Annotated in this window: 18 protein-coding genes, 7 pseudogenes and 1 other annotated feature; of the genes and pseudogenes, 11 read left to right on the top strand and 14 right to left on the bottom strand. The window is 61.7% G+C overall.

Annotated features, from left to right (window positions below):
• Positions 1–99: 99 nt before the first annotated feature.
• Together J2X65_RS25725 and J2X65_RS25720 are read right to left on the bottom strand one after the other, a co-directional pair.
• A pseudogene (locus tag J2X65_RS25725) lies at positions 100–512 on the bottom strand (IS481 family transposase); the annotation flags it as partial.
• A gap of 13 nt (positions 513–525) precedes the next feature.
• Positions 526–909 (bottom strand): annotated as a pseudogene (locus tag J2X65_RS25720) (transposase domain-containing protein); the annotation flags it as partial.
• Positions 910–975: 66 nt separating this feature from the next.
• On the opposite strand from J2X65_RS25720, the pseudogene J2X65_RS25715 reads away from it, so the two are divergent.
• Positions 976–1,743: pseudogene (locus J2X65_RS25715) on the top strand (IS5 family transposase).
• Between the two features lie 128 nt (positions 1,744–1,871).
• Here the strand turns inward: J2X65_RS25715 and J2X65_RS25710 are convergent.
• The 3 genes from J2X65_RS25710 to J2X65_RS25700 all read right to left on the bottom strand — a co-directional run bounded on the left by J2X65_RS25710 (position 1,872) and on the right by J2X65_RS25700 (position 4,129).
• A complete protein-coding gene (locus tag J2X65_RS25710) occupies positions 1,872–2,240 on the bottom strand; it encodes a hypothetical protein (RefSeq protein ID WP_310207990.1) in 369 nt (122 codons plus the stop codon).
• 109 nt (positions 2,241–2,349) lie between these two features.
• Entirely contained in the window at positions 2,350–3,150 is an 801-nt protein-coding gene (locus J2X65_RS25705; protein WP_310207986.1) for a response regulator transcription factor, read from the bottom strand.
• A gap of 703 nt (positions 3,151–3,853) precedes the next feature.
• Entirely contained in the window at positions 3,854–4,129 is a 276-nt protein-coding gene (locus J2X65_RS25700; protein ID WP_310207983.1) for a hypothetical protein, read from the bottom strand.
• Between the two features lie 330 nt (positions 4,130–4,459).
• Between J2X65_RS25700 and J2X65_RS25695 the strand changes: the two genes are divergently transcribed.
• The gene (locus tag J2X65_RS25695; RefSeq protein WP_310207981.1) at positions 4,460–4,717 is read left to right on the top strand and encodes a hypothetical protein; all 258 of its coding nucleotides are present in this window, start codon (positions 4,460–4,462) and stop codon (positions 4,715–4,717) included.
• A gap of 12 nt (positions 4,718–4,729) precedes the next feature.
• Here the strand turns inward: J2X65_RS25695 and J2X65_RS25690 are convergent, their stop codons facing one another.
• The gene (locus J2X65_RS25690; protein ID WP_310207978.1) at positions 4,730–4,954 is read right to left on the bottom strand and encodes a hypothetical protein; all 225 of its coding nucleotides are present in this window, start codon (positions 4,952–4,954) and stop codon (positions 4,730–4,732) included.
• 479 nt (positions 4,955–5,433) lie between these two features.
• Between J2X65_RS25690 and J2X65_RS27040 the strand changes: the two are divergent.
• Positions 5,434–6,064 (top strand): annotated as a pseudogene (locus J2X65_RS27040) (integrase core domain-containing protein); the annotation flags it as partial.
• Between the two features lie 455 nt (positions 6,065–6,519).
• Complete coding sequence (locus J2X65_RS25675; protein WP_310207975.1) at positions 6,520–7,359, top strand: Hint domain-containing protein; 840 nt, start codon at positions 6,520–6,522, stop codon at positions 7,357–7,359.
• A gap of 379 nt (positions 7,360–7,738) precedes the next feature.
• Here J2X65_RS25675 and J2X65_RS25670 read toward each other — a convergent pair whose 3' ends face one another.
• Together J2X65_RS25670 and J2X65_RS25665 are read right to left on the bottom strand one after the other, a co-directional pair.
• Positions 7,739–9,043 carry a polysaccharide biosynthesis/export family protein gene (locus tag J2X65_RS25670; RefSeq protein ID WP_310207972.1) on the bottom strand — a complete coding sequence of 435 codons (1,305 nt, stop codon included), beginning with the start codon at positions 9,041–9,043 and terminating at the stop codon, positions 7,739–7,741.
• A gap of 118 nt (positions 9,044–9,161) precedes the next feature.
• Positions 9,162–10,037, bottom strand: coding sequence for a glycosyltransferase (locus J2X65_RS25665; RefSeq protein WP_310207970.1), 876 nt, complete (start codon positions 10,035–10,037; stop codon positions 9,162–9,164).
• A 310-nt stretch (positions 10,038–10,347) separates the two neighbouring features.
• Between J2X65_RS25665 and J2X65_RS25660 the strand changes: the two genes are divergently transcribed.
• Positions 10,348–11,595, top strand: coding sequence for a glycosyltransferase (locus J2X65_RS25660; RefSeq protein ID WP_310207967.1), 1,248 nt, complete (start codon positions 10,348–10,350; stop codon positions 11,593–11,595).
• 33 nt (positions 11,596–11,628) lie between these two features.
• On the opposite strand, the gene J2X65_RS25655 is transcribed toward J2X65_RS25660, so the two are convergent.
• On the bottom strand, positions 11,629–12,798 hold the full coding sequence (locus J2X65_RS25655) for a glycosyltransferase family 1 protein (RefSeq protein ID WP_310207966.1): 1,170 nt from the start codon (positions 12,796–12,798) through the stop codon (positions 11,629–11,631).
• Between the two features lie 236 nt (positions 12,799–13,034).
• On the opposite strand from J2X65_RS25655, the gene J2X65_RS25650 reads away from it, so the two are divergent.
• A complete protein-coding gene (locus tag J2X65_RS25650; protein WP_310207964.1) occupies positions 13,035–14,183 on the top strand; it encodes a glycosyltransferase family 1 protein in 1,149 nt (382 codons plus the stop codon).
• A gap of 254 nt (positions 14,184–14,437) precedes the next feature.
• Here J2X65_RS25650 and J2X65_RS25645 read toward each other — a convergent pair.
• Positions 14,438–14,831 (bottom strand): annotated as a pseudogene (locus J2X65_RS25645) (IS3 family transposase); the annotation flags it as partial.
• Positions 14,495–14,610: a sequence feature (AL1L pseudoknot), on the bottom strand. It overlaps the preceding pseudogene by 116 nt.
• Before the next feature lie 165 nt (positions 14,832–14,996).
• Positions 14,997–16,574: a winged helix-turn-helix domain-containing protein gene (locus tag J2X65_RS25640; RefSeq protein WP_310207961.1), complete on the bottom strand. Its 1,578-nt coding sequence runs from the start codon at positions 16,572–16,574 to the stop codon at positions 14,997–14,999.
• Positions 16,575–16,787: 213 nt separating this feature from the next.
• Between J2X65_RS25640 and J2X65_RS25635 the strand changes: the two genes are divergently transcribed.
• The 5 genes and pseudogenes from J2X65_RS25635 to J2X65_RS25615 all read left to right on the top strand — a co-directional run.
• Positions 16,788–17,756, top strand: coding sequence for an AraC family transcriptional regulator (locus J2X65_RS25635; protein ID WP_310207958.1), 969 nt, complete (start codon positions 16,788–16,790; stop codon positions 17,754–17,756).
• Positions 17,757–17,931: 175 nt separating this feature from the next.
• Positions 17,932–19,137, top strand: a complete 1,206-nt coding sequence (locus J2X65_RS25630; protein WP_310207954.1) for an NAD(P)/FAD-dependent oxidoreductase — start codon at positions 17,932–17,934, stop codon at positions 19,135–19,137.
• Between the two features lie 112 nt (positions 19,138–19,249).
• Positions 19,250–20,167, top strand: a complete 918-nt coding sequence (locus J2X65_RS25625) for an MBL fold metallo-hydrolase (RefSeq protein WP_310207952.1) — start codon at positions 19,250–19,252, stop codon at positions 20,165–20,167.
• 119 nt (positions 20,168–20,286) lie between these two features.
• Positions 20,287–21,222 (top strand): annotated as a pseudogene (locus tag J2X65_RS25620) (mechanosensitive ion channel family protein); the annotation flags it as partial.
• A gap of 29 nt (positions 21,223–21,251) precedes the next feature.
• Positions 21,252–22,168, top strand: a pseudogene (locus tag J2X65_RS25615) (IS3 family transposase); the annotation flags it as partial.
• A gap of 308 nt (positions 22,169–22,476) precedes the next feature.
• Here the strand turns inward: J2X65_RS25615 and J2X65_RS25610 are convergent.
• The 3 genes from J2X65_RS25610 to J2X65_RS25600 form a co-directional block, all read right to left on the bottom strand.
• On the bottom strand, positions 22,477–24,156 hold the full coding sequence (locus J2X65_RS25610) for a recombinase family protein (protein WP_310207945.1): 1,680 nt from the start codon (positions 24,154–24,156) through the stop codon (positions 22,477–22,479).
• Positions 24,149–24,550, bottom strand: coding sequence for a helix-turn-helix domain-containing protein (locus J2X65_RS25605; RefSeq protein WP_310207941.1), 402 nt, complete (start codon positions 24,548–24,550; stop codon positions 24,149–24,151). The genes J2X65_RS25610 and J2X65_RS25605 overlap by 8 nt, the downstream gene beginning before the upstream one ends.
• Before the next feature lie 131 nt (positions 24,551–24,681).
• Positions 24,682–24,858, bottom strand: coding sequence for a hypothetical protein (locus tag J2X65_RS25600; RefSeq protein WP_310207938.1), 177 nt, complete (start codon positions 24,856–24,858; stop codon positions 24,682–24,684).
• Positions 24,859–25,041: the final 183 nt, after the last annotated feature.

Below are 25,041 nucleotides of genomic sequence, written 5' to 3'. Positions count from 1 at the left end.
GAACGCCACGCCGACCTCTATCGCGCTTTCCTCACAATCGCCGCCGCCATCATCGCTTTCAGGGCCCGCACGAGGTTTTGTTAGGCGCTCTTAGATGCGCTGGACGAAGGCGTATTTGGAGGTCCGGTCGATGGCGACGAAGAGATAGACCTTACCCTCTCAGTGCGCACCTCGGCGATGTCGATGTGGAAATAGCCGATCGGATAGGGCCTGAAGGCTTTTCTGGCGGTCTTTTCTCCCACGACCTGCGGAAGCTGGATGATGCCGTGGCGCTGGAAGCAGCGGTGCAGAGCAGAGCGCGTCAGATACGGGATCTAGGCCTGCAAGGCATAGAGACAATCCTCCGCGGCAGGAGCGTATGCCCGCGGAAGGCGACCGCCTCTTCCTCTGGCGTCAGAATAGTCGAACGCGGCGCCTTCGCTCCCAGCGGCGCGTCGTTGAGAACCGCGCTTGCGCCGCTTGGCGACGGTCTTTCGATTGAGGCCGTAGCGCGCCGCTAGCTCTTTGAGCGTAAGCGTCGTTGTCAGCCACGTTGCCGAGGATCGGCTGTGCCTGGTAGGCCCATGGCATGAGGTCGTCGATACGGTTGTTGGGGTGGCCGTTGACGATACGGGTGATGACGTCCGCGCGGTAGGCCTGCGGGTCGATGCCGTTGAGCTTGCAGGTCTCGACGAGCGAGGCGATGACGGCCCAGTACTCGGCACCGCCATCGGAGCCGGCGAAGGGGGCGTCTTTTGGGTCAGGGCAGGGCCGGGTCGAGCGCTCGACGATGTTGTTGTCCAGCTTGAAGCGGCCGTCATCGAGGAACAGGGTGAGGCCCTGCCAGCGCGAGAGCGCGTAACGGATCGCTCGGCGAGCTCGGTCTTCTGGCTGATCGGCGCCAGCTTCGCCCCGCAACCATGGCTCGAGCCCCTAGGCTCACGGCCTATTAATTTGGTTTGAGATGTGATTCACGGTATCCGGGAGGATGCCGTGATGGGTGATTTGTTTCTATTGAGCGAGCGCCAGATGGCGCGGATCGAGGCGTATTTTCCGCTGTCGCATGGTGTGCCTCGGGTCGATGACCGGCACGTGGTGAGCGGCATCGTCTACGTCATCCGCAACGGCTTGCAGTGGAAGCTTGCAGTGGAAGGATGCGCCCCAGGGCTACGGGCCGCACAAGACACTCTACAACCGCTTCATCCGCTGGAGCCGTCTCGGCGTCTTCGATCGCATCTTCGCCGGGTTGGCCGGCGAAGGGCCCAAGCCGGAGCGCATCATGATCGACGCCACGCATCTCAAGGCGCACCGCATGGCGGCGAGCCTGCTTAAAAGGGGGCTTTTCCCCGTCGTATCGGGCGCACAAAAGGCGGACTGAACTCCAAGCTCCATACCGTCTGCGATGAGAGCGGCCGCCCGATTGTCATGCTGCTGTCGGAGGGCCAGATGAGCGACCACAAGGGCGCAAACCTCGTGCTCGACGCCCTGCCGCCAGCCAAGACTCTGATCGCCGACAGGGGTTACGACAGCACCCCGTTCCGACAGGCGCTGGTCGCCAAAGGCATCGAACCCTGCATTCCCTCAAGCCGAAGCCGGAAAATCCCCTACGCTTACGACAAGGCGCTCTATCGCCAGCGCCACAAGGTCGAGAACCTCTTCGCCAAGCTCAAGGACTGGCGGCGCATCGCAACACGCTACGACCGATGCGCCCACACATTCTTCTCAGTCATATGCATCGCAGCAGCCATCATCTTCCGGTTGTAAGCAATGAGTCCTGAGCCTAGCTCCCGCAGGCAGGTGTCTTTCGTGATAGATTTGCTACCGTGAGCTCAGGAAGACTGAGGGATTCTTTGGCTCCGTCAATGCGCGACAAGCGAAGGCGTTCAAGGGCCTTACAGCTCCGCCGGATCGACATATGCCACTTGCCACAGATCGTGCAGGCGGACTCGCGCTTGCAACCGGGCCTCTTTGCGACCAGGCTCCGGCGCTTTTTTGGCGAGCAACACCCGCAGCAACTCACGGTCGAGGGAGGGACCGACGACCATCTTTCTTAGCTTCGTATCGTCATCCTCGAACTGCTCCAGCCCTCGCATATCCAGCGGGCGAGGACTCGTATTTCTCCTTCCGGTCGAAGTAGGTTGCCTGGCTGATCCCAGACCGAGAACGCCGCACCCTTCTTGTCTTCCGCTCCTGCAGTTCAGGGATTCTGGGCGGACAACTTCCGCTTCAAACGATGCGTTTTCCGGGATGAGATGAATCACACCCAGCGCCCAAACGCACCCGCAGGGCACCACTCCACATCATCTGCATCCGGGTCGATGCAAGACGCTCTTATATCTGATGAATTCCTCAGAAACACACCGATTAAACTTACTCGGAATTTCCATCAGGAATCATTTGGGAAATCAGCAAAGCAACCTCTGTTCGATTTTTTGCCTTGAGTTTTTTCATGATATTACGCACATGAACTTTAACAGTACTTTCACACATACTTAGTTGGTATGCAATTACCTTATTCGGAGCGCCTTTGCTTAGGGCCCGCGCGACCAGCATCTGGCGGTGCGATCCGAATATTGAGCCTCCATCGGCAGGCTGGCCAAAATCTCCTTTTGGAGCAGCCACCATACCCATAAGGCTAGAGGTCGGCACATAAGTGCCACCCGCTTTCAACAATTGGAGAACCTGAGCGAGCACTTCGATCGACAGACTCGTCGGAAGATACCCTTGCGCGCCCCCCTGCATGGCCTTCAGGACGAGGCTGGGCGCCTCATGATCCGAGAGGACCGCGAACTTTACGGAAGGCCTGCGCGCCTTGAGCTGTGCGATGTCACGCTCCAGGTTTGTCGCGACCCCCTCTCCGCTGGGCACGGAGGTCATAGACAACAGCACCAGCACCGTATCTCCGCTGTCCTCTGCCTGCATCCACTCAGACAAACTTACGTAACGCTCTATCTCGACAGAGAATTCGGCCCCACGGAGCGACTGTAGCATGCATTGAGCGTGGAGTGTTCTAGGCTCGATCAAAACGATCGCCGCCCCACCTCTCCCCGATCGAACAATATCCTTTCTCGTAGCTAAATCGATGTCGCCAGACAAATCTCCACGGGACGTCAAATGACGATTTTTTTGCGAAGATTCTGGAAAATATACACTTGAGCACTCGAAGTTCATTAAATAGCCCTCCCTATTTACACGCGCGTCCCCTTTGATGATCAGAAATGCACTTCATATCCTTGCGAACAAGGGCAATGTATCAGTTTGGGAGCACGACCGTTGAGGCGTATTTTGCGACGCACACAACCCAAGGGAATATTACGAATTTTGAACCGTTAACGAGACTGTCCAAAAGGCGTACGCAGAGTCACGTTCGGATGCGCCCACCCGCTACCACCTTCTCCCCGAGAGACGGTATCGGCCGGAATCGGCACCCCATCTGACTTACCTAAGGCGGGACATCATTTTGCGATTGGTTCAGATGCGATGGCAGCACCCCGACGATTGCGAGGGAACTGTGGGCACCGGTCGTAGCGAAAGCGAACGATGCGCGAAAGATTGATGCAGTTGATCAAGCGCTCAACGGGACCACGCTGACGATAGCCCCGGAGCCAAAGAGTGAGGTGCGCCTGCGGATGATGCGCAATCGGGCGCTCACGAAGGCGCCGCGCCCGCCGGCCGGAGCGGCTCAGCGCCCCCCAAGGCGAGAAACCTCTAGCCAGGCGACCCGGGGAGCCGGAACGCCCAGCGGGCGCATTGGGCGAGCGCCTGTTCGGATCTGCACCTTTTCTGCACCGGTGGGCCATCCCCAAATGGCCTGAACCTCTCCTTAAGAGGCCCCTTTATTCAGACGGAAAACAGAGCAGCCAATCCACACCGGTTAGATTGGAGTTTGCTGCCGAGCGAGAACATACGCAATCAACACCCGTAACTGACCCTGGTCTATATGGACGTCGGATTGATCATGCACGACGACGTCGCAAAGCGCCGGCAACGTTGCGGCACATATCGCTGCAATGGCGGCAGGCAGTGAGGAGTAGTGATAATTCTTTTTACATTTTCCTGATTCTCTCTTCGTGTGGTATACTACAATGGTTGTTTTATGATTGGCATGTTTTTCAAGCATTACTCCAGGATCAAATCCGTCATCATCCATGGCCATCCCCGCCAGCACCGCCCTTTCAACGCACCTCTATAGTGCGCTCTGCTCAAAAACATCGCTCCCTTCGGGATAGGATAGAATTTAACTCTCAAGGTGATCACAGAGCGCCTCATCAGACTTCGACCTCGATGCGACGACTGAGCGTGAAGTCACTCGACCTCCCATTGAGGCACCACTTCCATCCCAGCGCGGCGCGCTCCTCCAATCGTCATATCCGAATTGCCAATCATCCGACCGATTTGGGGGTGTCTCGATTCTTGTTCGCCAACGACAATCTCGAAGAACTTTGGCTTGAGTATCTTCGGTTGGGCTGAGGAACAGGCAATGAACAAGAAAACCTTTTACGTCGTTCAAGCCTACGAGACCGGCAAGCGTGGCGTGATTAGCGTTGGCACTCCAATCGAGGCCCGCACATCAGAGGACGCGACACGGATTGCTAAGCGGCTGAGCATTATCAGACTGGGAGCCGTTGCCTTCTCGCGCGATACGGGTTCCGACGAAAAGAGTTTGGGCAAGCCGATAATCATCGCTTCATTCGGCCGGGTGCCAGAAGCCGTTAATGTAAAGGATGAGCTTCGCTAGCTTCCTCTGCCATTAACACTGATCGATCATCGCTTCTACAAGCGTTCTAGCTCGGTCAAGAACACCATTGGTTGTATCGCTTTGCTCCTGCAATGCGTCGATAGCCAACAGGACGCGGTCATAAAGGTCGATGGCGTCCTGGCGGGCGATAACATCTTTCGATCTGAGAAGGGCAACGGCTTGATTTCCCGACAGGAATGCAATCAAAGCCATAGCCCTCAACATTTCATGGTTCATGTTTAATGCTTCCCCTGCGCTGCGCAATCATCGTTGAGCCATGCCGCAAGAAAGTCGACCATGATAAATGGATGGCACTCAGCAAAATCGGCTATCCGCCAGACCTCAAAGACCGTTTCTTGAACAAAATATGAGAGTATATAAAAGCTTAAGACATTTTAAAGAACCAATACCTTCCGCACATGACGGATCATCGGCCACAATGCCCCGATCCAACACTGCAGGAGCGATAACCTGCTCTAACTGAGTGATCCTGACATCAAACTACTGCATAATAGACCGGTGTCCGGAGTTACCCCCTGCGCAGGCGGTACGGTTGCGGCGGCCGCCGGAGACGAGTGATACTTCCGAAGAGTGGCGCGCCTCAACTGACATACTCCCGGCTTTTGGTCCCGCTGGAACTGCAATTTTCCGCTTATAATCCCCGGCTCGGGGACGAGGAGAGATCCAGGAACGCATCGAAGTTCTAGGAGGCGCGGATCGCCCTCGTCCTGAAGCAAGCCAGAAGACGCATGGCGATCGGCGAGGTGTGCCGCAAGGCGGGGATTTCCGAGGCGACGCTCTACAACTGGCGCAAGCGCTATGGCGGGATGATGCCGTCCGAGGTGAAGCGGCTGCGTCAGCTGGAGGAGGAGAACGCCAAGCTGAAGCGCATCGTGACGGACCTGTCGCTCAACAAGACGATGCTGCAGGACGTGCTTCAAAAAGCTCTGCGGCCTGCGCATAAACTGGCTCTTGTCCACGGTGGTGCGCGACGATTGCAAGGTGTCGGTGCGGCATGCCTGCGCGACACTCCGGGTCGACGGATCGCTCATATGTACCCGTCGAAGCGCGGCACGTAGGCCGATTAGCCGGGACCTTGCTTCGGGCCTATCAGAAGGGTGTCGTGCTCGACTTCTCGCGGCCCGGCAAGCCGACCGACAATGCTTCATCGAGAGCTTCAACGGCAAGTTCCGGCCGGAGCGCCTGGACGCCCACTGGTTCATGCGCCCTGACGACGCGAGGATGAAGATGGACGCTTGGCGTAGAGACGACAACCAGGCTCGCCCGCACAGCGCCGCCAATCGCGCTCATGAACGGCTCTCCCGCACCCTTGCCGGCATCAGCGATAACCCCGGAATTTTCCAGCTCTCACTGGCCCAAATTCGGGGGGCGTCTCACATGATCGACGGACTCTACTCAAATCTGGAGGAGGATCGGGGTCTCAGGTCAGCAAGCCTTTAACGCTTCGATCATGCGGAGAGGCCAGCCTGCGCTCGGTCAAAATCCCCGCCCTTGGAGAAGACGGTAATGGTCGTTCCGATCGCAGGAGGCCGTCCCGCGCGTCGAATGCCTGATGCGCCTGTAAAACGCAGCTGCCTTGGCACAAAATAGTGACCGCTGCGCCCCAAGCTCGCCCCTCCGGATACCTCGTTTGGGTAATTTCACAAAAATCGTGCGGCCGGGATTGAGGCGCCGCTCAAACGTGCAGATGTTTTAGATGAAATTTTTGAAAAAACCTTCCTGCACTAATCCCATGATTATGTCGCGATATTTTATTTCTCTGGCTGGAGCAGGACAGAAAAATGGCGACATATGAAGTAAATTATTGGAATACTGTTTCGTTTCATGAAGATTCAAATACATTTACGGTTACAAGCGAACCTATACCGTGGCCAGCGACCTATAATGACGAAGAATCCGATTCCACGTTCTCCCCTGGAGACAAGATACTTGTAGATGGGTTTTATGAAACGTATATAGGATATACAAATCTCGGTATTTTGACATTTTATCAGGGTGTATACGGCATAAGCACGCCAACGGCCGCCTATCATACGGGAGATGTTGTCAGCGTTAACGTAACAGATCCCTTCGTCGTCTGCTTTCTGGCTGGCACGATGATTTCGACCCCGAGCGGCGACGTCGCGATAGAGGCACTGACGGCCGGTGATCTCGTCCTCACGACGGAGGGCGCAGCAAAGCCCGTGCGCTGGCTGGCTCGGCAGACCGTCTCGACCGTCTTTGCCAATCCGCAGCGGGTCCTGCCAATCAGAATCGCAGCGGGAGCGCTCGGCGCTGGCCTTCCCTGCCGCGACCTCTTCGTCTCGCCCGACCACGCGCTATTGCTCGATGGCCTGCTCGTTCAGGCCGGCGCCTTGGTCAACGGGACGACAATCGTCCGACATGCCGACATGCCGCAGACCTTCATCTACTATCACGTGGAGTTGGACGACCATTCGCTCATCGTAGCCGAAGGGGTGCCAGTCGAGAGTTTTGTCGACAATGTCACGCGCCGCAGTTTCGACAACTGGCAGGAGGCACCGGAAACCCCGATCGCTGAACTCGATCTTCCACGGGTGAAGTCGGCTCGTCAATTGCCTGTACGGATCCGAGAACTCCTGGCCGAGCCCGCGGCAGCGTGAGCCAGCAAGGTGAAGCGACCGACGTCGCTTCACCTTCCCCTCGACAGGTGAGCACCACACATTTGCGAAGGGTGATGGCGTGTCGAAGCAACGCAAGCCCGGCATAGTGTCGGCACCCGTGACGATTGCTCGCGCCCCCCGAAGGCGAACCGTCATTATGCGAGCCGATCACTATCACGGATCAGATGCCGAAAAGGGCGGCATTGCCGGCAAGGATCTCGGCATGCGCTTTCGTTGCGAACGATGCGGATACCTAAGCAACCGCATGTTCGGCATGACGGCGAGCGCTATCGCCCGCGGACTACCCTGCCGGATCTGCAACGCGTAGGACCAGGCCCGATCGCCACATAGCAGCGGGCGATATGGTCTTGGTCCGCAGTCAGGGCTGGTTCACGGCGGCCTCGATCCCGCCCGCATCGCCGCTCAGGGCGGGATCCCCGGGCTCTTCCGGAAGCGGCAGACCCACTTTCAATGTGTCGCCAGGTTCGATCGGGGTGGTTTCCGTTGCGTCCATTTCGGAGATTTCGTTGCCGTTCGCCCGCACGATCACATAGCTTGGCTCGAGGCGGAGCGACCGGCTACGCTCGATGTAACGGTGGGGTGCGGATACGCCCGCTTCGTACAGCAGTTGCTGCGACGTCTTTATCTTTTCAAGCGTGTCATCGAGCTTCGCCTGGGTCGTGCGCAATTCTGCCGTGAGTTCGTTCGTTCGCGTGTTCTTCAGGTCGATCATGGAAATATCGGCCCGGCTCGAATCCTGCCTCACGCGCAGGAGTTCCGTCTCCAACCGCAACTTGTCGCCCTGGATCTGCGCGATCGTACGTTCAAGTCCGAGCTGCCGCGAGGAAACCGCATAGCCCTTCTCGACGAGCCCGGTGATCGCCTGAAGCTCCTGGTTCACCAGTGTCATCTGCCTATCTTGGGCAGCGATCTGCCCTTGCAGCGTCTGGGCTTCCTTATCGAGGAAGGATTTCAGCTGGACAAGGGCATTGGTCTGCGCCGTCATCGCGTCACGGCGGCCGGCGAAAATCTGACTCTCCTGCCGCATCAGCAGGAGAATGCGGCTGTCCTCGCCACGCTTTGTCACATCCGCGGGGAAGCTGACACTGTCTAGCCCGTCGAGCTCGGATTGCAGGCGACCGAGCCTGGCGCGCAGTGCATCACGCTCCTGTCCAAGCAGAATGAGTTCCCCCTGGCCGGCAATGACATCGCGCCCCAGCCGGAGCAGGCCAGCGTCGGCGGGCCGTTGGATCCCGCCGGCGATCGCGATCGCCTGCAAGACCGTCAGCTTCGGACGGTAAGGGTACGGGCCGGGTCGCATCACGTCGCCGGTCGTGTAGAACGGACGGAACTCGGAGACCTCGACCGCGACGCGAGGTGCCTCGGCGAGCCCCATCAACTGCTGCAGGCCATCGCCAATCTCTCGCCCGATCTCATTCGACGTGCGGCCGGCCGCCTCGACGGAGCCGATCAAGGGCACGTTGAGCCGACCTTCGGGATTGACGGAGAACTCGCCCGCCATCGGGCTCCATTCGAATATCTCATCCTGCGTGGCGCGCCACTCCAGCACCTTGAGCCGTATCTTGTCCTCAGGGCCCAAGCGGTATTCCCGCGCCCCTGTGGCCGGTGGCGGATCCTCTGCCATGGCGGAGCCGGTGAACAACAAGAGCAGCGCCGTGGCCACACCGCCCCGCCGCCACGCCGCTGCGAACGGAGCAGAGTGCCGGCCCATGGAAAATTTGGATGGCCGTCCTTCCGCCAACCGGGCCGGGCATCCGCATGTAAAAAGTTGAGCGGTCATCTCACTTCAATTCCAGCACATATTCCGGTTCGATTCTTCCGGCGATCAGATGCCTCGCGCCGATCAGGTTACCTTTCAGCCTGCCACGCCGGTCGATATGGGGTTCGGGGAACAGGCTCTTGGCCAGGTTGGCGGCGAGGTTGCGAAAGATCAGGTCGGCGGCGAAACCAACCGGCATGGTGCCCTTGCGCGCCAGATAGATCGGATTCACGACTTGGGAATAGCCGAACCGCACCCCACTGACCCGCCCGCTCTTTATTCCCAGATGAACGCCCAGCAGCGAGGTCAGCCTGACCACCCGCCCGTGGCGGCCCAACTGTGCCGTGAAGTCGATATCTTCCTGCCATCCATAAAGCGCCAGCTTTTCGTCGAAACGCACCGCACCTATGGCGCTCGTCCGGATCGACATATTGCATCCATACGCGCCGATATGATCGACTGGATCGTGATGGGGAGGTGGGCTGCATGCCGCCTTCTGCAAGATCGTGATCGCGTCCTCAAACGAGCAGGCCAGGTCTTGCGCGCCATCGTATAGAACGTCGCCCATCAGTACCGAATATTCATTATGGCACTCAAATTCCTTGACGACATTTTCGAGATAATTCTCTGACGGAACAAAATCATCATCAAAAAACGTGATTATATCGAAGAACTCGACGGACTGAGACAGGGCTCGATTCCGCTGTGCGCACAATCCTCGGCCACCGAATATCATGGATGCCGGGTATGAGTACGAGCTCCCCTGCTCGACATGACTCTCATCGGGTGCCGTGACGAAAACATGATCAGGCAGTCGAGTTTGACTTTCGAGATGAGAGAGCAGGCGGCTTGCAACGGCTTTGCGTCCCAGTGTTGGGATGACGACAGCAAGCTTCATGCGGTGCACTCGCGTTTCGAGCCCGCCTGGGGGCCGGCAATGGGTCGACGTTCACCGCGAAGAATAGACAGGCGTGAAAGCCGAGAGGGGCGAGGCAGGTGATGCCATCGGCATCAATTCGGCTAAGGGCCTTCCGCTCAAGGAATGAGGCCTGCCAAAAGACGTAAGGCGCAGACGAACAACGATCAGTGGCGAAACGAATTCGTCTCCAGGGCGTCTCACTTCGCCAATCCGGCGCGAACCGTGGGATGTACGCTCCCGGTGAACGCTCCATGCGGTTTGAACCCCTCCATCAAGCGAGTGACGATACATGAGCGACGTCGCGGTCGATCTGCCTGTCGTGGTCGCGCCAGCCCGTGCGGTCGAGACATCCGAGTCGGCCTCCCCTTTCAGGCTCGACACGTCGACCCAGGCTGGCATGGGTCGCGTCGCCATCGTGCATGACTGGTGCCCCTCCTTCCGGGGTGGCGAGCGTGTATTGGCCGAACTCTGCAAGATTACGGGGGTCGCCGACGTTTACACGCTGTTCGACTTTTTGCCTCGGAACGTGAAAAGCGAGTTCTTCCCCGGCGTCTCATTCCACACGTCGATCGCCAACCAATTGCCGGGGGTACGCCACTATTACAGGTCGCTCTTCTTTCTCTGCCCATTCCTGATCGAACAGTTCAATGTGACCGAGTACGATGCTGTCATCACGTCATCGGCAGCGTTTGCGCGCGGTGTCCTGACCCGGCCCGATCAGCCGCATGTGTGCTATGTGCATAGCCCTGTCCGCTATGCTTGGGACGAACAGTTCTCCTATCTGGGCGAGGGGCGTCTGGGCTATGGCCCGAAGGGGCTTCTGTTTCGTCACATGCTCCACAATCTGCGCATCTGGGACACCCGGACAGCGCATGGACCGGACGTGATGCTGGCAAACTCACGCTATGTGAGGGACCGGATCCGGCGCATCTACGGGCGAGATGCGCAGGTGGTGCATCCTCCTGTTCCCATGGACAATTCCGGCAGCGAATTCATCTCCAAAAAAGATGACTACTATGTAACGGCTTCGTTTCTTGCCCCTTACAAGCGGACAGATCTTGTCATTCGTGCATTCAACGACATGCCGAGCCGGAAACTTCTGGTGGTTGGCGATGGCCAGCAGGCACGTTCCCTCCGTTCGCTCGTCACGGGCCACAATATTGAATTCGCGGGATACTTGCCCCGCCACGATTACGTCGCCGCCGTTGGCCAGGCCAGGGCGCTTCTCTTCGCGGGGTGCGAGGATTTCGGTATCGCAATGGCCGAAGCCCAAGCCTATGGCACACCGGTGATCGCCTTCGATAGGGGCGGCGCCCGTGACATCGTGCAACCACTCGGCTCCGCTTCGGCGCCCACGGGTCTGCTTTTCAAGCAGCAGACCGTTGAGGCGGTGCGGGGAGCGGTTGAACAGTTCGAACGCCGAGAGCGCGAAATTTCGCCGGCAGCATGCCGGCTCAACGCCGTTCGCTTCTCGCCGGAGCGTTTCCGGCTGGAGATCGGGCAGGCGATAGAGCGGGCGGTCGACATGCGCCGTTGAGCGTGGCCCGTCCGACATGTTCGCCATAGGCTATCAGGCGAGTGCCGAATGCTCCGCATGGTCGAGTGGCGCTGAGACTGTCAGTGCCTCTGGGGCGGTCAGGCCATCCACGACCGCCATCGCCTGCAGGTATGCCTGCGCAGAGTCGTTCCACGAAAATCGGGTAGCGCGGCCACGCCCGGCAGCAATCAGCCGGCCGCGCAAGCCGGGCTCATGCTTCAGTCGCCTGAAGCAGTCCAGCCAGGCCTCGGGATCAGCCGGAGAGGCATAGAGCGCAGCATGCCCGCATACCTCCGGCATGCTTGCCCGATCCGACGTCACCACCGCGCATCCTATCGCCATTGCTTCCAGGAGGGGCAGGCCAAAACCTTCGGTAAAGGAAGGGAACGCCAGACAAAGAGAATCCTGCAAGAGCGCGGTAAGGGCTTCGTCCGGCAAGCGCCCCAGCCAATGCACATTCCCGGCGCCGACTGGTGCGCCGTCGTGTTGAAGAACATGTCGATCGATCTGACCGACAATGGCGAGTTGCAGACCTTCGGCTACCAGTTTGTCGGCAATGCCGATCAGCAGAGACATATTCTTATGAGGAGCCGGGCTGCCGACAAGGACGATGGTGTTCGGCCCCGCGACGGAATGTGTAGCCTCGCTGTGCCGCCCCTGCCATTGCAGGGCGTGTTCGTATCCGTTCGGAGCGACCAGGAGTTTGGACGATGCGCACAATGCGCGCGCCACCAATTCATTGGCCGAATGCTGCGATACCGTCGTGATCATCTTCGCCGATCGACCAAGAAGCGGTACCATAGCCAGGTGTAGCAGCCGGAACGGCAGCGAATAGCTCGCCGGAAAGCTGCGTGTATTCACGTCGTGGATACACGCGATCTGCCTGCGGTGAGCAACGGGGCCACTGTTGCCAAGGCTGAGCAGGCCGCCCTGGAGCCCTCGCGGCAGGGCGAATTGCTCCCAGAGATGGCCTGATGCCAAAGGCCCGCGAGCCGGGCCGCTATGGCGCAGGCGAATGGCCGACAATCCGGGAAGCTCTCCCGTACCGGCTGGCACGACCAATTCCACATCGAGATCCTGGGCCAAACGATCGGCGGCGGCAATCTTGCGATCCAGCGCCAGGACGATCTCGCTGGCGTAGCGCTGCACTCCCGTGACCTTTTGGGTCAAAAAGCGACCATTGATGGCCCACACACGTCTCATGACCATCCTCGCGCCATCCGTATCCCGCCCGTCATTGTGCTGGTGCGGCACCTCTGCCGCCGTGCAACGAAGATGCTGGGAGGCTGACCAAAGGCGTCGGGCACGTTCGTTTGGCGGCGCGCATTACCGTTTTTGCGTGCGGCCTGGCTCAATGTGCCGGCAGGCCGGACTGTCCGCGTTGAGAGGATCGTGTCGGAGACGAGGGTGTCTACCCACGGCAACGAACGGCGCCATTCATGTTCCGCCCCTATCGCGACGAACTGGACCGACCCCTTGGATCACGAGGCCCCGCCGCCATCCGGCACTGGACCGTCAACGGCGATTTCGCCGCGCTCAATCCCATGGGCGTGGCCCGCTATGCGCGTGAAGTGACGCTCGCGCTCGACGCACTTCTGATCGAGAAACATCCGCTGACACGGAATCTGCATCTCGATCTTGTCGCTCCCCGCGTCCCCGCAACGCCGCTGTCGTTGCAGGCCATCGCTACCCGGATAGCTCCCGAATTTTCCCGGCCGAGGTTGCCGCAATTCTGGGTGCAGATGCAGCTGCCGAGACATGTGAAAGGTGGTCTTCTCAGCTTCTGCAATCTGGCGCCGGTGATGGTGCGCCGGCAGGTCGCCTGCATCCATGATGTACAGACGCTGACATCACCGCGCAGCTATTCCCGCGGCTTTCGGTTGGCTCACCGTATCATCCTTCCCCTGCTGGGCCGAAGAGCGAGCGCCATCACGACCGTCTCGAACCTGTCGCGCGATGAGTTGGTTCGGCATGGCGTGGCCCCGGCGGAGAAGATCGTCGTCACCTATAACGGCGCCGATCATGCGAAGGGCTGGCGCCCGGAATGCTCCCGCCAAGATTTTCAAGCGCCACGTCCTTTCGTGCTGTGCCTGCTGCGCAACCAGGTCCATAAGAACCCGGAGCTGCTGCTGCGCCTTGCCCAGCCGCTGGAAGTGATCGGCGTCGACATGATGATCATGGGCGAACTCGATGCCGAACTGACCGGGCGCCTGCAGCTATCCGGCGCACAAAATGTGCGTGTTCTCGGCCGGATCAGCGACGACGATTTTGCCGCCGCCCTCTCGCGAGCGCTGTGCTTCCTGCTCCCCTCCCGGACGGAAGGCTTCGGACTTCCGGCAGTGGAGGCGATGATGTGGGGGTGCCCGGTCGTTGCGTCCACCTCCCCCTGCTTACCCGAGGTTTGTGGCAGTGCCGCCCTGTTCGCCGATCCGGACGATACCACGGCTTGGATCTCTGCGATCACCCGGCTGCTCGCGTCGCCCGAATTGCGTCAACGAATTTCTTCCGCTGGCCGTAAACGAGCGAAGGAATTTAACTGGCGGCGCGTTGCGATTGCGTATCTGACGCTTATGGCCGAGATCGATTGACGTTACACCCAATTTCCATCCAGCGATGTGCCCGTTCCGGCGATTAAATTTGGCACTTGGGCGGCCTGATGGCGGGGCAGACCGCAATCTCACTACGAGGGGCCCATTTCGAAGCTGGAACGGGAACAGTCGGTCCTGGCGGAGAAGCGAACCGCCCCGGCTTCGCCGGAGGCCATTTGGTTTAAGTCACGCCGCCATTTGCTGCTCGTCGAGCAGAGCATAGTAGCGTTCCTCGCTGTCGCGTCACGCTACGTCCGTGCCGAACGCTTGGACGGATCAAGCCGCCGGGCGACATGAGCGTGGTAGGTCGATGGGGCGATCGGCAGAACCCTGCAGATCGGCTCGACCCCAGACGCCCCGGATGATCGTCGATGAAGGCGATCATGTCTTCGACCGGCGGTCGAGCTCCGCCAGAGCGAGATACGCGGATGCCTTGCGCAGGATCTCGTTCGCGTGCCGCAACTCACGGCTCTCGCGCTCAGCCTTCTTCAACCACTCGTTCAGAAAGTGTGCCGAACAGCCAATCTTCGTCGCAATAGAGATAATCGCCCGCCAGCGCGACGGATGCTCAGCCTCATGATCCAGCACCATCCGCACCGCGCGAGCGCGCACCTCCGGCGAAAACTTGTTCGTCGTCTTGCTCGTCATAGCCCCATCCTCTCAGGAGTTGGGCCTCCGGCAAAGCAGGGGCGGTTCAAACAGCAATCTTACTGAAATTGCTATGGCTTAGGAGGTTGCCAAGACTGAGCTTGGCTCGGTGCCATTAAACGAATGCTGAAGCCGTGACGGATTCTGAGCTTCGATCATTGCAGCTCACATGTCGGGAAGGCCGGCTTTGCGCAGGCCGTCGGCGAACAAGGCGAAATCTTTCTGCCGGCGGATCGGCAGCCAGTCCTTCAGGCTGGAGAGGCGTAGTGTGGGGCCAAGGTCACGCAGCCGATTCATGGTCCGACGGGCTTCCTCGGTCCGTCCCGACAGCGCCTCGCTCGCCGCGCCGGTGGCCACGGCCATTAGGAAGCTCGGCAGGTTCCGCTGGGCCTGGTCCGCCCATAGCGACGCAGTCTCGAAATGGCCGGCAAAGAGATGCGCCATCGCGATCCCGGCCTGCATCCGGTAGAGCTCGGGATCGACGGGGCTGAGGCGCATCGCGTGCTCGAAATAGTCGATCGCCGCCTCCGGCTCGCCGTGCCACACCCTCAGGAAACCGCCGAGGAACCAGGCAGGCGCCAGATTGGGATTGAGGAACAGCGCGCGGTCGAGGAGGCCGATGCCGCTCTCGAACTCGCCGGCGAGATGGGCGAGCGCATGGCCGGCCCTCGCCAGCACCACCGCATCGTCCCGCCCAAGCTCGACGGCGCGGCGGGCTAGAACGATCCCCTCGGCAGTCTCCAGCGCGGGATCCGTCATCCAGCCATTGATCTTGCGCCAGAAATAGGCCCACGCGGCCATTGCATAAGGCGGCGCGAACTCGGCATCGAGCCCGATCGCCTTACGGAACAGCGGCAGCGCCTCCTCGACGGATTCTCGGCCACCGCGGTGCAGATGCGCGAGGCCGCGCAGATGGCAGTCATAGGCGCTGAGGTTTTCGGTGGGCTTGCGCCGCGCGCGCTCGATCTCCGCCAGTTCCATCTGCGGGGCGATGGCGCCGACGACATTGCCGGAAATGCGGTCCTGCAGCGCGAAGATATCGTCGAGGGCGCCCTCGAAGCGATCGGCCCACAAATAGCCGTTGGTGCTAGCATTGACGAGCTGGCCGGTGATGCGGATGCGGTCGGCGGCCTTGCGTACGCTGCCTTCGAGCACATAGGTGACGCCAAGTTCCCGGCAAATCTGCTTCACGTCGACGGGGCGGCCGCGATAGGCGAAGCTCGAATTGCGCGCGATGACGAACAGCCAGCGCACCCGAGACAGGGCGGTGATGATCTCTTCCGCCACGCCGTCGGCGAAATAGTCCTGTTCCGGATCGCCGCTGAGATTCTGGAACGGCATGACGGCGATGGAGGGCTTCTGCGCCGTCACGGCCGTTGCCGGGATGGCGATCTCCGGCATCATCGCGGCTTCGCGCGGCGCCTCCGGTGTCCCCACCGGCCTGATGTCGCCCACGAAGCGGAATCCCTTGCGCGCGACGGTGCGCACGAGGCGTTGCTCGGCGCCGCTGTCGCCGATCGCCTTACGCACCGCGTTGATGTGACTGGTCAGCGTGGATTCAGAGATGACGCGGCCGTTCCAGACCGCGTCGAGCAGGCCGTCCTTGCTCACGACCCGCTCGTGATTCTCCACGAGATGGGCCAGCAGATCGAAGACTTGCGGACCGACGGCGACCGTCTGCGAGCCGCGGGTCAGCTCCCGTCGATCGAGGTCGAGCACGCAGTCTGCGAATTGGTACTTCAATCCAGCGCTCCATCGCCACGCGCAGGCGGGCAGCTCGCCGCGCCGCTCTGCGGACCGCCTTCATATCATGATGCGTACGGAGCTTTTCCCATAAGGCCGCTCGGCGTCGCTTTGGACGTAAAAGCAAGATCAATCCAACCTCGCCGCAAGGACTTTGCGCCGGCCTCGCCGCACTCTGCCCTCATGACGCAACCGAACCGTGAGCGTGGATCGATGGACGAGACCATCCCGCGCGGGCCCTCGCCAGAGGATATGTTCCGCACTTCCGAACCCCAGCAAACTTCCAAACCCGGCGCGGGACAGCCGTGGCATGGCGCCCGGCCCTCGGCGGACGAGATGGCACGCGTGCTCGGCACCACGCCACGCCGTATCGTCACCGAATTGTCCGGCAGCTCCTTCGCCCATTGGAATCACGGCGAGCTGCACGACGTGGTCGAACCGATGACGGACCACGTCATCATGACCTATATCGGCACGATGCAGCGCCTGGAGCGCCGGACCGGGAGAACGCTCGCATCCGGAACGGCGCGGCCGGGCGTGGTGACGATCATCCCGTCCGGCACCAGTTCGCGCTGGGACATCGGCGGAGCGGTCGAGGTCCTCCAGCTCTATCTGCCACACGGCATATTGGAGCGCGTCGCCACCGAAGCCGACACGTCCGGGCCCGCGCCCTTGCTTGAGCGCACCGGCCATCTGGATCCGACGACGTCGCGGCTGCTGATGAGCGCCTCAGAGGTACTCGATGGCAGCGAAGCCCTCGACGCCCTGTTCCGGCAGCAACTCACCGAGCTTCTGGCGACCCGGCTCCTGTCCGCGCACACTGGCACCGCCGCCAGCCCCCAGCCGGCATTGGGAGGGCTGGCGCCGACGGCGCTACGCCGCGCCATCGAGCGCCTGCGCTCGGATGACGACGCCGACCTGTCGCTCGCCGCGCTCGCCGCGGACGCCCATTTGTCGCGCTTCCATTTCTGCCGTGCCTTCAAGCTGAGCACCGGTCTGTCGCCGCATGCCTGGCTGCGCCAGCACCGGCTGGCGCAGGCGATGACGATGCTCCGCGACACCGACGAGTCGATCATCTCGATCGCAGTGACACTCGGCTACGGCTCTCAATCCGCCTTCGCCGCCACCTTCCGGCGCCTGACTGGCGAGACGCCGAGAGATTGGCGCCGGCGAGCGCGTTAGCGGCAATCGCGCTCTAACCACGGCAATCCCTCCCGCGCACCGACGAGCGCGCCGAGGGTAGATCGATGGACTGCCGCTCCATCCCTTCGCACATCGCGGCCGACCACAGGCTCCGGCCGACGACGCGGCAGCGGCGATCTGCGCCCTTCCGGAAGCTCTCACAGGAGTAGTTCACATGCGACTGGTCATCATCGGCTCCGGCTTTGCCGGCATGTATGCCGCCCTTTCCGCCGCGCGCCTGCGCGATCTCCAGGGCGTCTCGCCCGAGGAGCTCGAGATCGAGCTGGTGGCGCCGCAGCCGACGCTGGTCGTCCGCCCGCGGCTCTACGAACCCATGCCCGAGGCGCTGACGGCGCCGCTCTTGCCGGTGTTGGAGGAAATCGACGTCCGTTATGTGCAGGGCACCGCCGAGACGATCGACACCCGCTCCAATTCGGTGGGGATCGTCACCGGCCGCGGCGAGCGCAGGACGCTGACCTATGACCGGCTGGTGCTGGCCACCGGGAGCCGGCTGTTCCGGCCGGACATTCCCGGCGTCGCCGAGCATGTGTTCAGCGTCGACCAGCTCGACGACGCGATCGCCCTCGACCGCCATCTCCACGGGCTGGCGCACCGGCCGGCTTCGGCCTCCCGCGACACGGTGGTCGTCGCCGGCGGCGGCTTCACCGGCATCGAGACGGCGACGGAAATGCCGGCACGGCTGCGGGCCATCCTCGGCGAAAGGGCCGACCTCCGCGTCGTCATCGTCGACCGCAACGATGCCATCGCGCCCGACATTGGCGCCGGTCCGCGCCCGGTCATCGAAAACGCCCTGCGCAAGGTGGGCGTGGAGACCCGCCTCGGTGCTGGCGTCGCTGTGGTGGACGCGGACGGCGTGACGCTCGCCGGCGGCGAGCGCATCGAAAGCGCCACCGTGATCTGGGCCGCCGGCATGCGCGCCGCGCCGCTGACCCAGCAGATCCCGGCCGAGCGCGACAATTCCGGCCGGCTGCTGGTCGACCGCGCCCTGCGCGTGCCAGGCGTCGGCGGAGTCTTCGCCACCGGCGACGCCGCCAAGGCGGCGTGCGACCACATCGGCAACTACGCGCTGATGTCCTGCCAGCATGCCACCCGCATGGGCGCCTTCGCCGGCCACAACGCCGCCGCCGAGCTGCTGGGCGTGCCGACCATCCCCTACCACCAGGAAGCCTATGTCACCTGCCTCGACCTCGGCGACGCCGGCGCGCTGTTCACGCGCGGCTGGGACCGGCAGGTCGAGTTCGTCGGCGCCGAGGCCAAGAAGATGAAGCAGGAGATCAACACGGTGTGGATCTACCCACCCCGCGCCCAGCGCGACGTCGCCCTCGCCTCGGCGGATCCGGAGCGTGTCACTGACCTCTAGGCGCGATCACTGCCGCGCGTGCCGCATCGGCGGCTGCGCGCGGACAACCTCACCACAACACACACCATCAGCGGAGCCGACCCGGTCGGTTCCGTCATCTCAGGAGGCAAACATGAACGTGCAGAACACTTCCACCCCCCGTCGAACGGGACATGAAGAGCTGGTGCCGTCGCGCTACGCGGTGCGGGTCGGCGAGATCGACGTGCTGATCGTAAGCGACGGCGTGCTGCCGCTTCCGACCAAGATGCTGGGACACAACGCCGAGCCGGCGGCACGAGCGGCCTGGCTGAACGACATGTTCCTGCCGACGGAGGCCTTCGACTGGGCGCTCAACGTGGTGGTCGTCCGCAGCGGCGGGCAGACCGTCCTCGTCGATGCCGGGCTGGGGCTCGACCCGGAGCTGAACCTGCCGCGGGCCGGGCAACTGATCAAGCGGCTCGCGGCTGTCGGCATCGACCTGGCGGCCGTGACCGACGTGGTGCTGACCCACATGCACATGGATCATGTCGGTGGGCTGCTCATCGACGGAGTGAAGGAGCGGCTGCGTCCGGACCTGCGGATCCACGTGGCCACCGCCGAGGTCGAGTTCTGGAAGGCGCCCGATTTCTCCCACGTCAACATGCCTCCGGGTTTCCCGGACGCGCTTCGCGCCGCCGCGAAGCGGTTCACGAAAGAGTATCAGGACCATCTGCGGCTGTTCGATGAGGAGTCCGAGGTGGCGCCGGGCGTGGTCGTCTCTCGCACCGGTGGCCACACCCCCGGCCACAGCATAGTCCGCGTGGCGTCCGGCGGTGACCGGCTGATGTTCGCCGGCGATGCCGTGTTCGCGGTCGGGTTCGAACACCCCGAATGGTACAACGGCTTCGAACATGATCCTGAAGAAGCGGCCCGCGTCCGGATCCGTCTTTTGAAGGAGCTGGCGGCGACTGGATCATCGCTGGTAGCGACTCACCTGCCGTTCCCGTCGGTCGGTCATGTGGCGGTCGAGGGCGACCATTTCCGCTGGGTGCCGGTCTTCTGGGACTACTGAGCGCCTGCCGCCGACCGGAGCATCTCTGCGCCGATGCGGAGATGCTCCGGTCGTTCGATCCCGCCGTCCCTCCGGCTCGGCCGGGGCGGTCTACCGCAAGCAACCCCGGCGAATCTCCCATGTCTGGCGATGACCACTACCTGCCGCTTGCCCTGATCAACATGCTGGGCATTGCCGGCATCGTCGTCTGGCACCTTCAGGGCCGCAGCCGACCGACAGGCCGCCTGATCGTCCAGATCCTGTTCTTCGCCGGCATGAGCCTCGTTCTCTATATGGGAGGCGTCGCGCCGCATCAGCCCGATGACGTCTATAAGGAGGGTTTCGCCGCGCTGCTGTCGAAGTCGGCCAGAGTTCTTTGGTGGACCCACCTCGCATGGACGATCATCGGCCTCATCCACATCTATGTCCGGCTCAACCGCAAGCCGCGGGAGGCGCATCTCATCTTGGACATGGCCGTTGCCGTCATCTATCTCGGCGCGGCGCTGTCGGTGATGGGCTTCGTCTTCGGCATGCCCGTCGCTTCCCTGGTGACAACCTCGGGCGTGGTCGCCCTCATATTGGGTCTGGCGCTGCAGAACACGCTCGGCGATGTCTTTTCAGGCATCGCGCTGACACTCGGCAAAGCCTATGCGATAGGCGACTGGGTGCAGCTGAGCGACGGCACCGCAGGCCGGGTCACCGAGACCAACTGGCGCTCCACCAATCTGCTGACCGAGGCGAACAACATCGTCGTGCTGCCCAACAGCATGCTGGCGAGACAGGGCCTGACCAGCCTCAGCCGTCCCGACGAGACGCATCAGATCACATTGGGCGTGCGCTTCGCCGCCGTGCAGAGCCCGCGTCGGATCGAGGAGGCAATGCGGAGCGTGCTGCAAGCCAGCACCCGCATCGTGCAGGATCCGCCGCCGGCCGTCGCCCTAAAGGCCATCGACGCCGACGCGATCGAAGTCGAGCTGCAGTTCCGCGTCGCCAGCCTCGCTATGGGAACGCTCGCCAAGAACGAGATCATCGAGCTCATCCATGGCCACTGCAAAGCAGACGGGCTTGCCCTGGCCTGACCGGCACAAAGTCTTGTCTTCGTACCCAGCATGCCTATCCCGGGCAAGGTCAGATGCAGCCCGAGCAGTTCGAGATTGACCGACTGCGCAGGGAAGTGGCCAAGCTGAAGGCGGAGCGCGACATCCGAAAAAGGGCCGCAACCTTCTTCGAGGAAAGCGACATGAGGTTCGCCTTCATCGCGAAGCACCGGAGCATCTGGCGAACTCTCGTTCGAAGATCGGGCATGGCTATGCGACGCTCTGGACGTCTCGCGGTCGGGCTTTCATGCCTGGCTCAATCGCAGCCCCAGTGCGCATGCCCGGCACGATGACATGCTCGCGACGGCGGTCGACCGGAGCTTCAACAGCAGCGATCGAACCTATGGCGCACGACGCGTCTGGCCCCGATGTGCTGGCGGAAGGGCTCTCCTGTGGGCTGCATCGGGTCGAACGTATCATGCGGGAGCTTGGGTTGCGGGCCCGGCCGCGCCGTCGTGGGCTGCCGAGGGATGCCGGCGTGCGGGCCGCCGCGTCGGACAATCTGCCCGACCGCGCCTTCGCGGCCTCGGCTCCAGACCAGAAATGGGTGGCGGACTTCACCGACATCTGGGCCGCGGAGGGCTGGCTCTATGTTGCCGCCGTCGTCGACCTGTTCTCACGACGTGTCGTCGGCTGGGCAATGAAGGGGCAGATGACGGCACAGCTCGTCACCGATGCCCTCATCATGGCGATCTGGCGCCGCGGCAAGCCGGACAGCCTGCTGCATCTCAGCGACCAAGGCAGCCAGAGCTTCTTCTCGCCGCTGAAAACCGAGCGGACAGCCCGCAAGGTCTACAGGACCAGGAATGACGCGAGAGCGGATGTGCTCGACGACATCGAGCGCTTCTACAATCGCTGACGCAGGCACTCGCCACTGGGCTATCTCAGCCCCATCGAGTTCGAGGAGCGAGCTAAATTAGCTTAACCTCATGTCCACAGAACCCGCAGCAGGCCAATGAAAGCCATCCACCCGGCCGAGGTTTCGCACCCTTGGACAACGTGAGTCGTTCCCGCAAGAAGGGTCACGACGAATTGGGGTCCAATGCCGGGGTCCAGGTCCATTTTCCGTCATCGAATATCGAACAAATTCAATGACTTATGGACACATAAAATCGCTGGCGCGCCGACCAAAGTGAAACTGCGAACAACTATGTCGTTGAAATTGCATTAGTTTAGAAAGTGCAAAGGAACGGGGTTAGCGACGTTCCGAGCTAGGGTGCGCCGGCATGCACGTCAATAAACACATCCGCGCGAAACGTGCGTTTCCCCCTCATTCGAATCCCGCACGCTCCGCCATTTCAGTCCCAAAGTGGGCACGCCGATTCCCGCCGATTTTCCGCTAGAGACCGAAGTAAGGGCGCGCAGCAGTTCGCCCTTCGATCCCATGATGCGAACATGGCCTTCTCCGACCTCAACGCGCTGGGCAAAAGCGCGCAGATGGTCCCGCCGGTAGCCGCCGCCCTCCTGCCTGAGCCGGCGCCGCGCGGTCGTGGCGAACTTGCGTAGAACGGCCGGTGTCACCGCCATGTTGCCAGAGCTGTCAAGAATGGCCTGTGCCCGCTCGGAATCGAGCTGCGCTTGGTCTCGTAGCGCCCGAAGGGCGACGACGCGCTCCTTCAAGGCCGGATCGTTCAGATCGGCCACGCCCGCTTCGATGGCCTCGTAGAGGCGTTTCAGGCGAAGCTCGGTCTCGGCTGCGCGCCGGTTCAACTCGGCGATATGCTCATGGCGGCGTTCGGCCCGTTCCTCGCGTCGATCGAGGATCGAGGCCAGGATCTCCTCCAGCCGCTCGGGCTGGAGGAGCCGGTTTTCAATATGGTCGCAGACGATGGCGTCGAGCTGCGGCATCGGAATGGAGCGGCCGGAGCAACCTGTCTCGCCCTGCCGCGCCTTGATCGAGCAGGTGTAATAGCGATAGCGCCCACCCTTGCCGGTGCGTAGTGTCATGGCTCCCCCGCATTTCTCACAGAAGCAGATGCCGGTCAGCAGGGTCGGCCCGCTGACGACACGCGGCGGCGTGACCTTGGAGTTGCGGACCCGCAAATGCTCCTGCACGGCATCAAACGTCTCCTGGTCGATCAATTGCGGCACCGGCACCACGACGATTTCGCTGACCGGCTTCAGCACCTTGGACTTGGAGCGCTTATTGAACTCGTGCTCGCCGATATAGGTGCGTCGGGTCAGGATGCGGTGAAGCTGGCCGATGCCCCAACGCCCGCCGTCACGGGTGAAGATGCGGTTGCGATTGAGGTGGTTGACGATCGCCTTGACGCCCATCGGGCCAGAACCGCCTTCGCCCTGAAGGGCGAGTCGGTAGATGAGCCGCACCGTGTCGGCGTGTAGCGGGTCAATCTCCAGCTTCTTTTTGGTCTTGGTGCCGCGCTGCTCGGCCGCGATGATGCGATAGCCGATCGGCGGCAGAGCGCCGTTCCAGAAGCCCTGTCGGGCATTCTCTTTCAGGGCGCGCATGACGTGCTTGGCGTTCTCCTTCGACTGATACTCGTCGAACAGCGCCATGATCTGGCGCATCATGACGTGCATCGGATCGTCGCCGATCTCCTGCGTGATGGAGACCAGCTTGACGCCGTTTTTCGCGAGCCTGCGGACGTAGAACTCCAGCTCGAAATGATCGCGGAAAAAGCGCGAGAAGCTATGGACCACAACGACATCGAAGGGCGCAGGCTTGGAAGTGCCGGCTTCGATCATCTGCTGAAAGGCCGGACGGCGGTCGTTGGTCGCGGTCGCACCCGGCTCGACGAAGGTTTCGACGAGTTGGTATCCGCGCGAGGCGCAATAGGCTTCGCCCTGCCACTTCTGGTCGGGAATCGACACATCGTGCTCGGCTTGCCGTGCGGTCGAGACGCGCAGGTAAAGGGCGGCGCGAGTGGCGACCAAGGGAGCTTCTTTATTCATCGGCGGTCTCCTTCGGGCGAGATGGCTTGCGGCGCGGACTGGTCAGGGCCAACTCCAGCACGACGCGATCATGGACGAGTTTAGGGGCGAGTTTCTTGCCGCTCCGCTCCATGCGAACGAGGCCGTAGCCGGTCATCGCCTTCAGCGTGCGTGAGAGGTTGGATTTTGCACGGCCGGTCAGTTCGGCCAGGGCATCGAGCGAATCCGGCTCCTGCTCAGCGATCAGGTGCAGCATCTTGCGGTTAGGTGCGGACAGAACCTTTGAGAAGGACTCCGTCGAGATGAACCAGACTTTGGGATCGTCGGGCGATGGCTTTTCCTCGCCACGCGCGATGCGCAGTGTGCGGGCCTTCATTTCCTCGGTGTCGGCAATGCCGATCTTCAGCGTGGTCATGTAGCGCAGCCTCCGTAGGAGCGCTCGCCTACCGACAAAGGACATCAGGCGGCGAAGCTGATATTCGCCGCAAAGGTTATCATAGTGATATAACTATTTCAAGGAATTTCGCTCTGCTCGATCGAACCGGATCAGCCGGGCCTGCCGAATAGTTCATCAAGAATATCGCCGAACCATGCCTCGAACAGGTCGATCTCGGCTTCGGTCACGGGCACGCGATCCGGCCAGTCGTCGGAGACGGTCCAGTGATCGAGCGGCGGCTCTGTGCCACGTTCTTTGGCCGCCGGCGCTTCGGGAGACGCCGGCATATCCTCATCGATATAGTCGTACAGGTCGTCGGGCAGGCTGCCGGGGACGGCACGCGCCTGACGCCGGGTCTTGGTGGCTTGGCGTCGAGTAGCCTGCCCCTATTGAGTGGTCCGGTTTGACTCTAATGCATAGTGGGCCTTTCGGCCTGGCTTGATTGGCAGGGCTTCAGGGACAGGATGGCC

It is taken from the genome of Ancylobacter sp. 3268 (assembly GCF_031456575.1).
GTDB lineage: Bacteria > Pseudomonadota > Alphaproteobacteria > Rhizobiales > Xanthobacteraceae > Ancylobacter.
The sequence above is the reverse complement of the archived record's forward strand: the minus strand, read 5'-3'. Positions and strand labels throughout refer to the sequence as shown.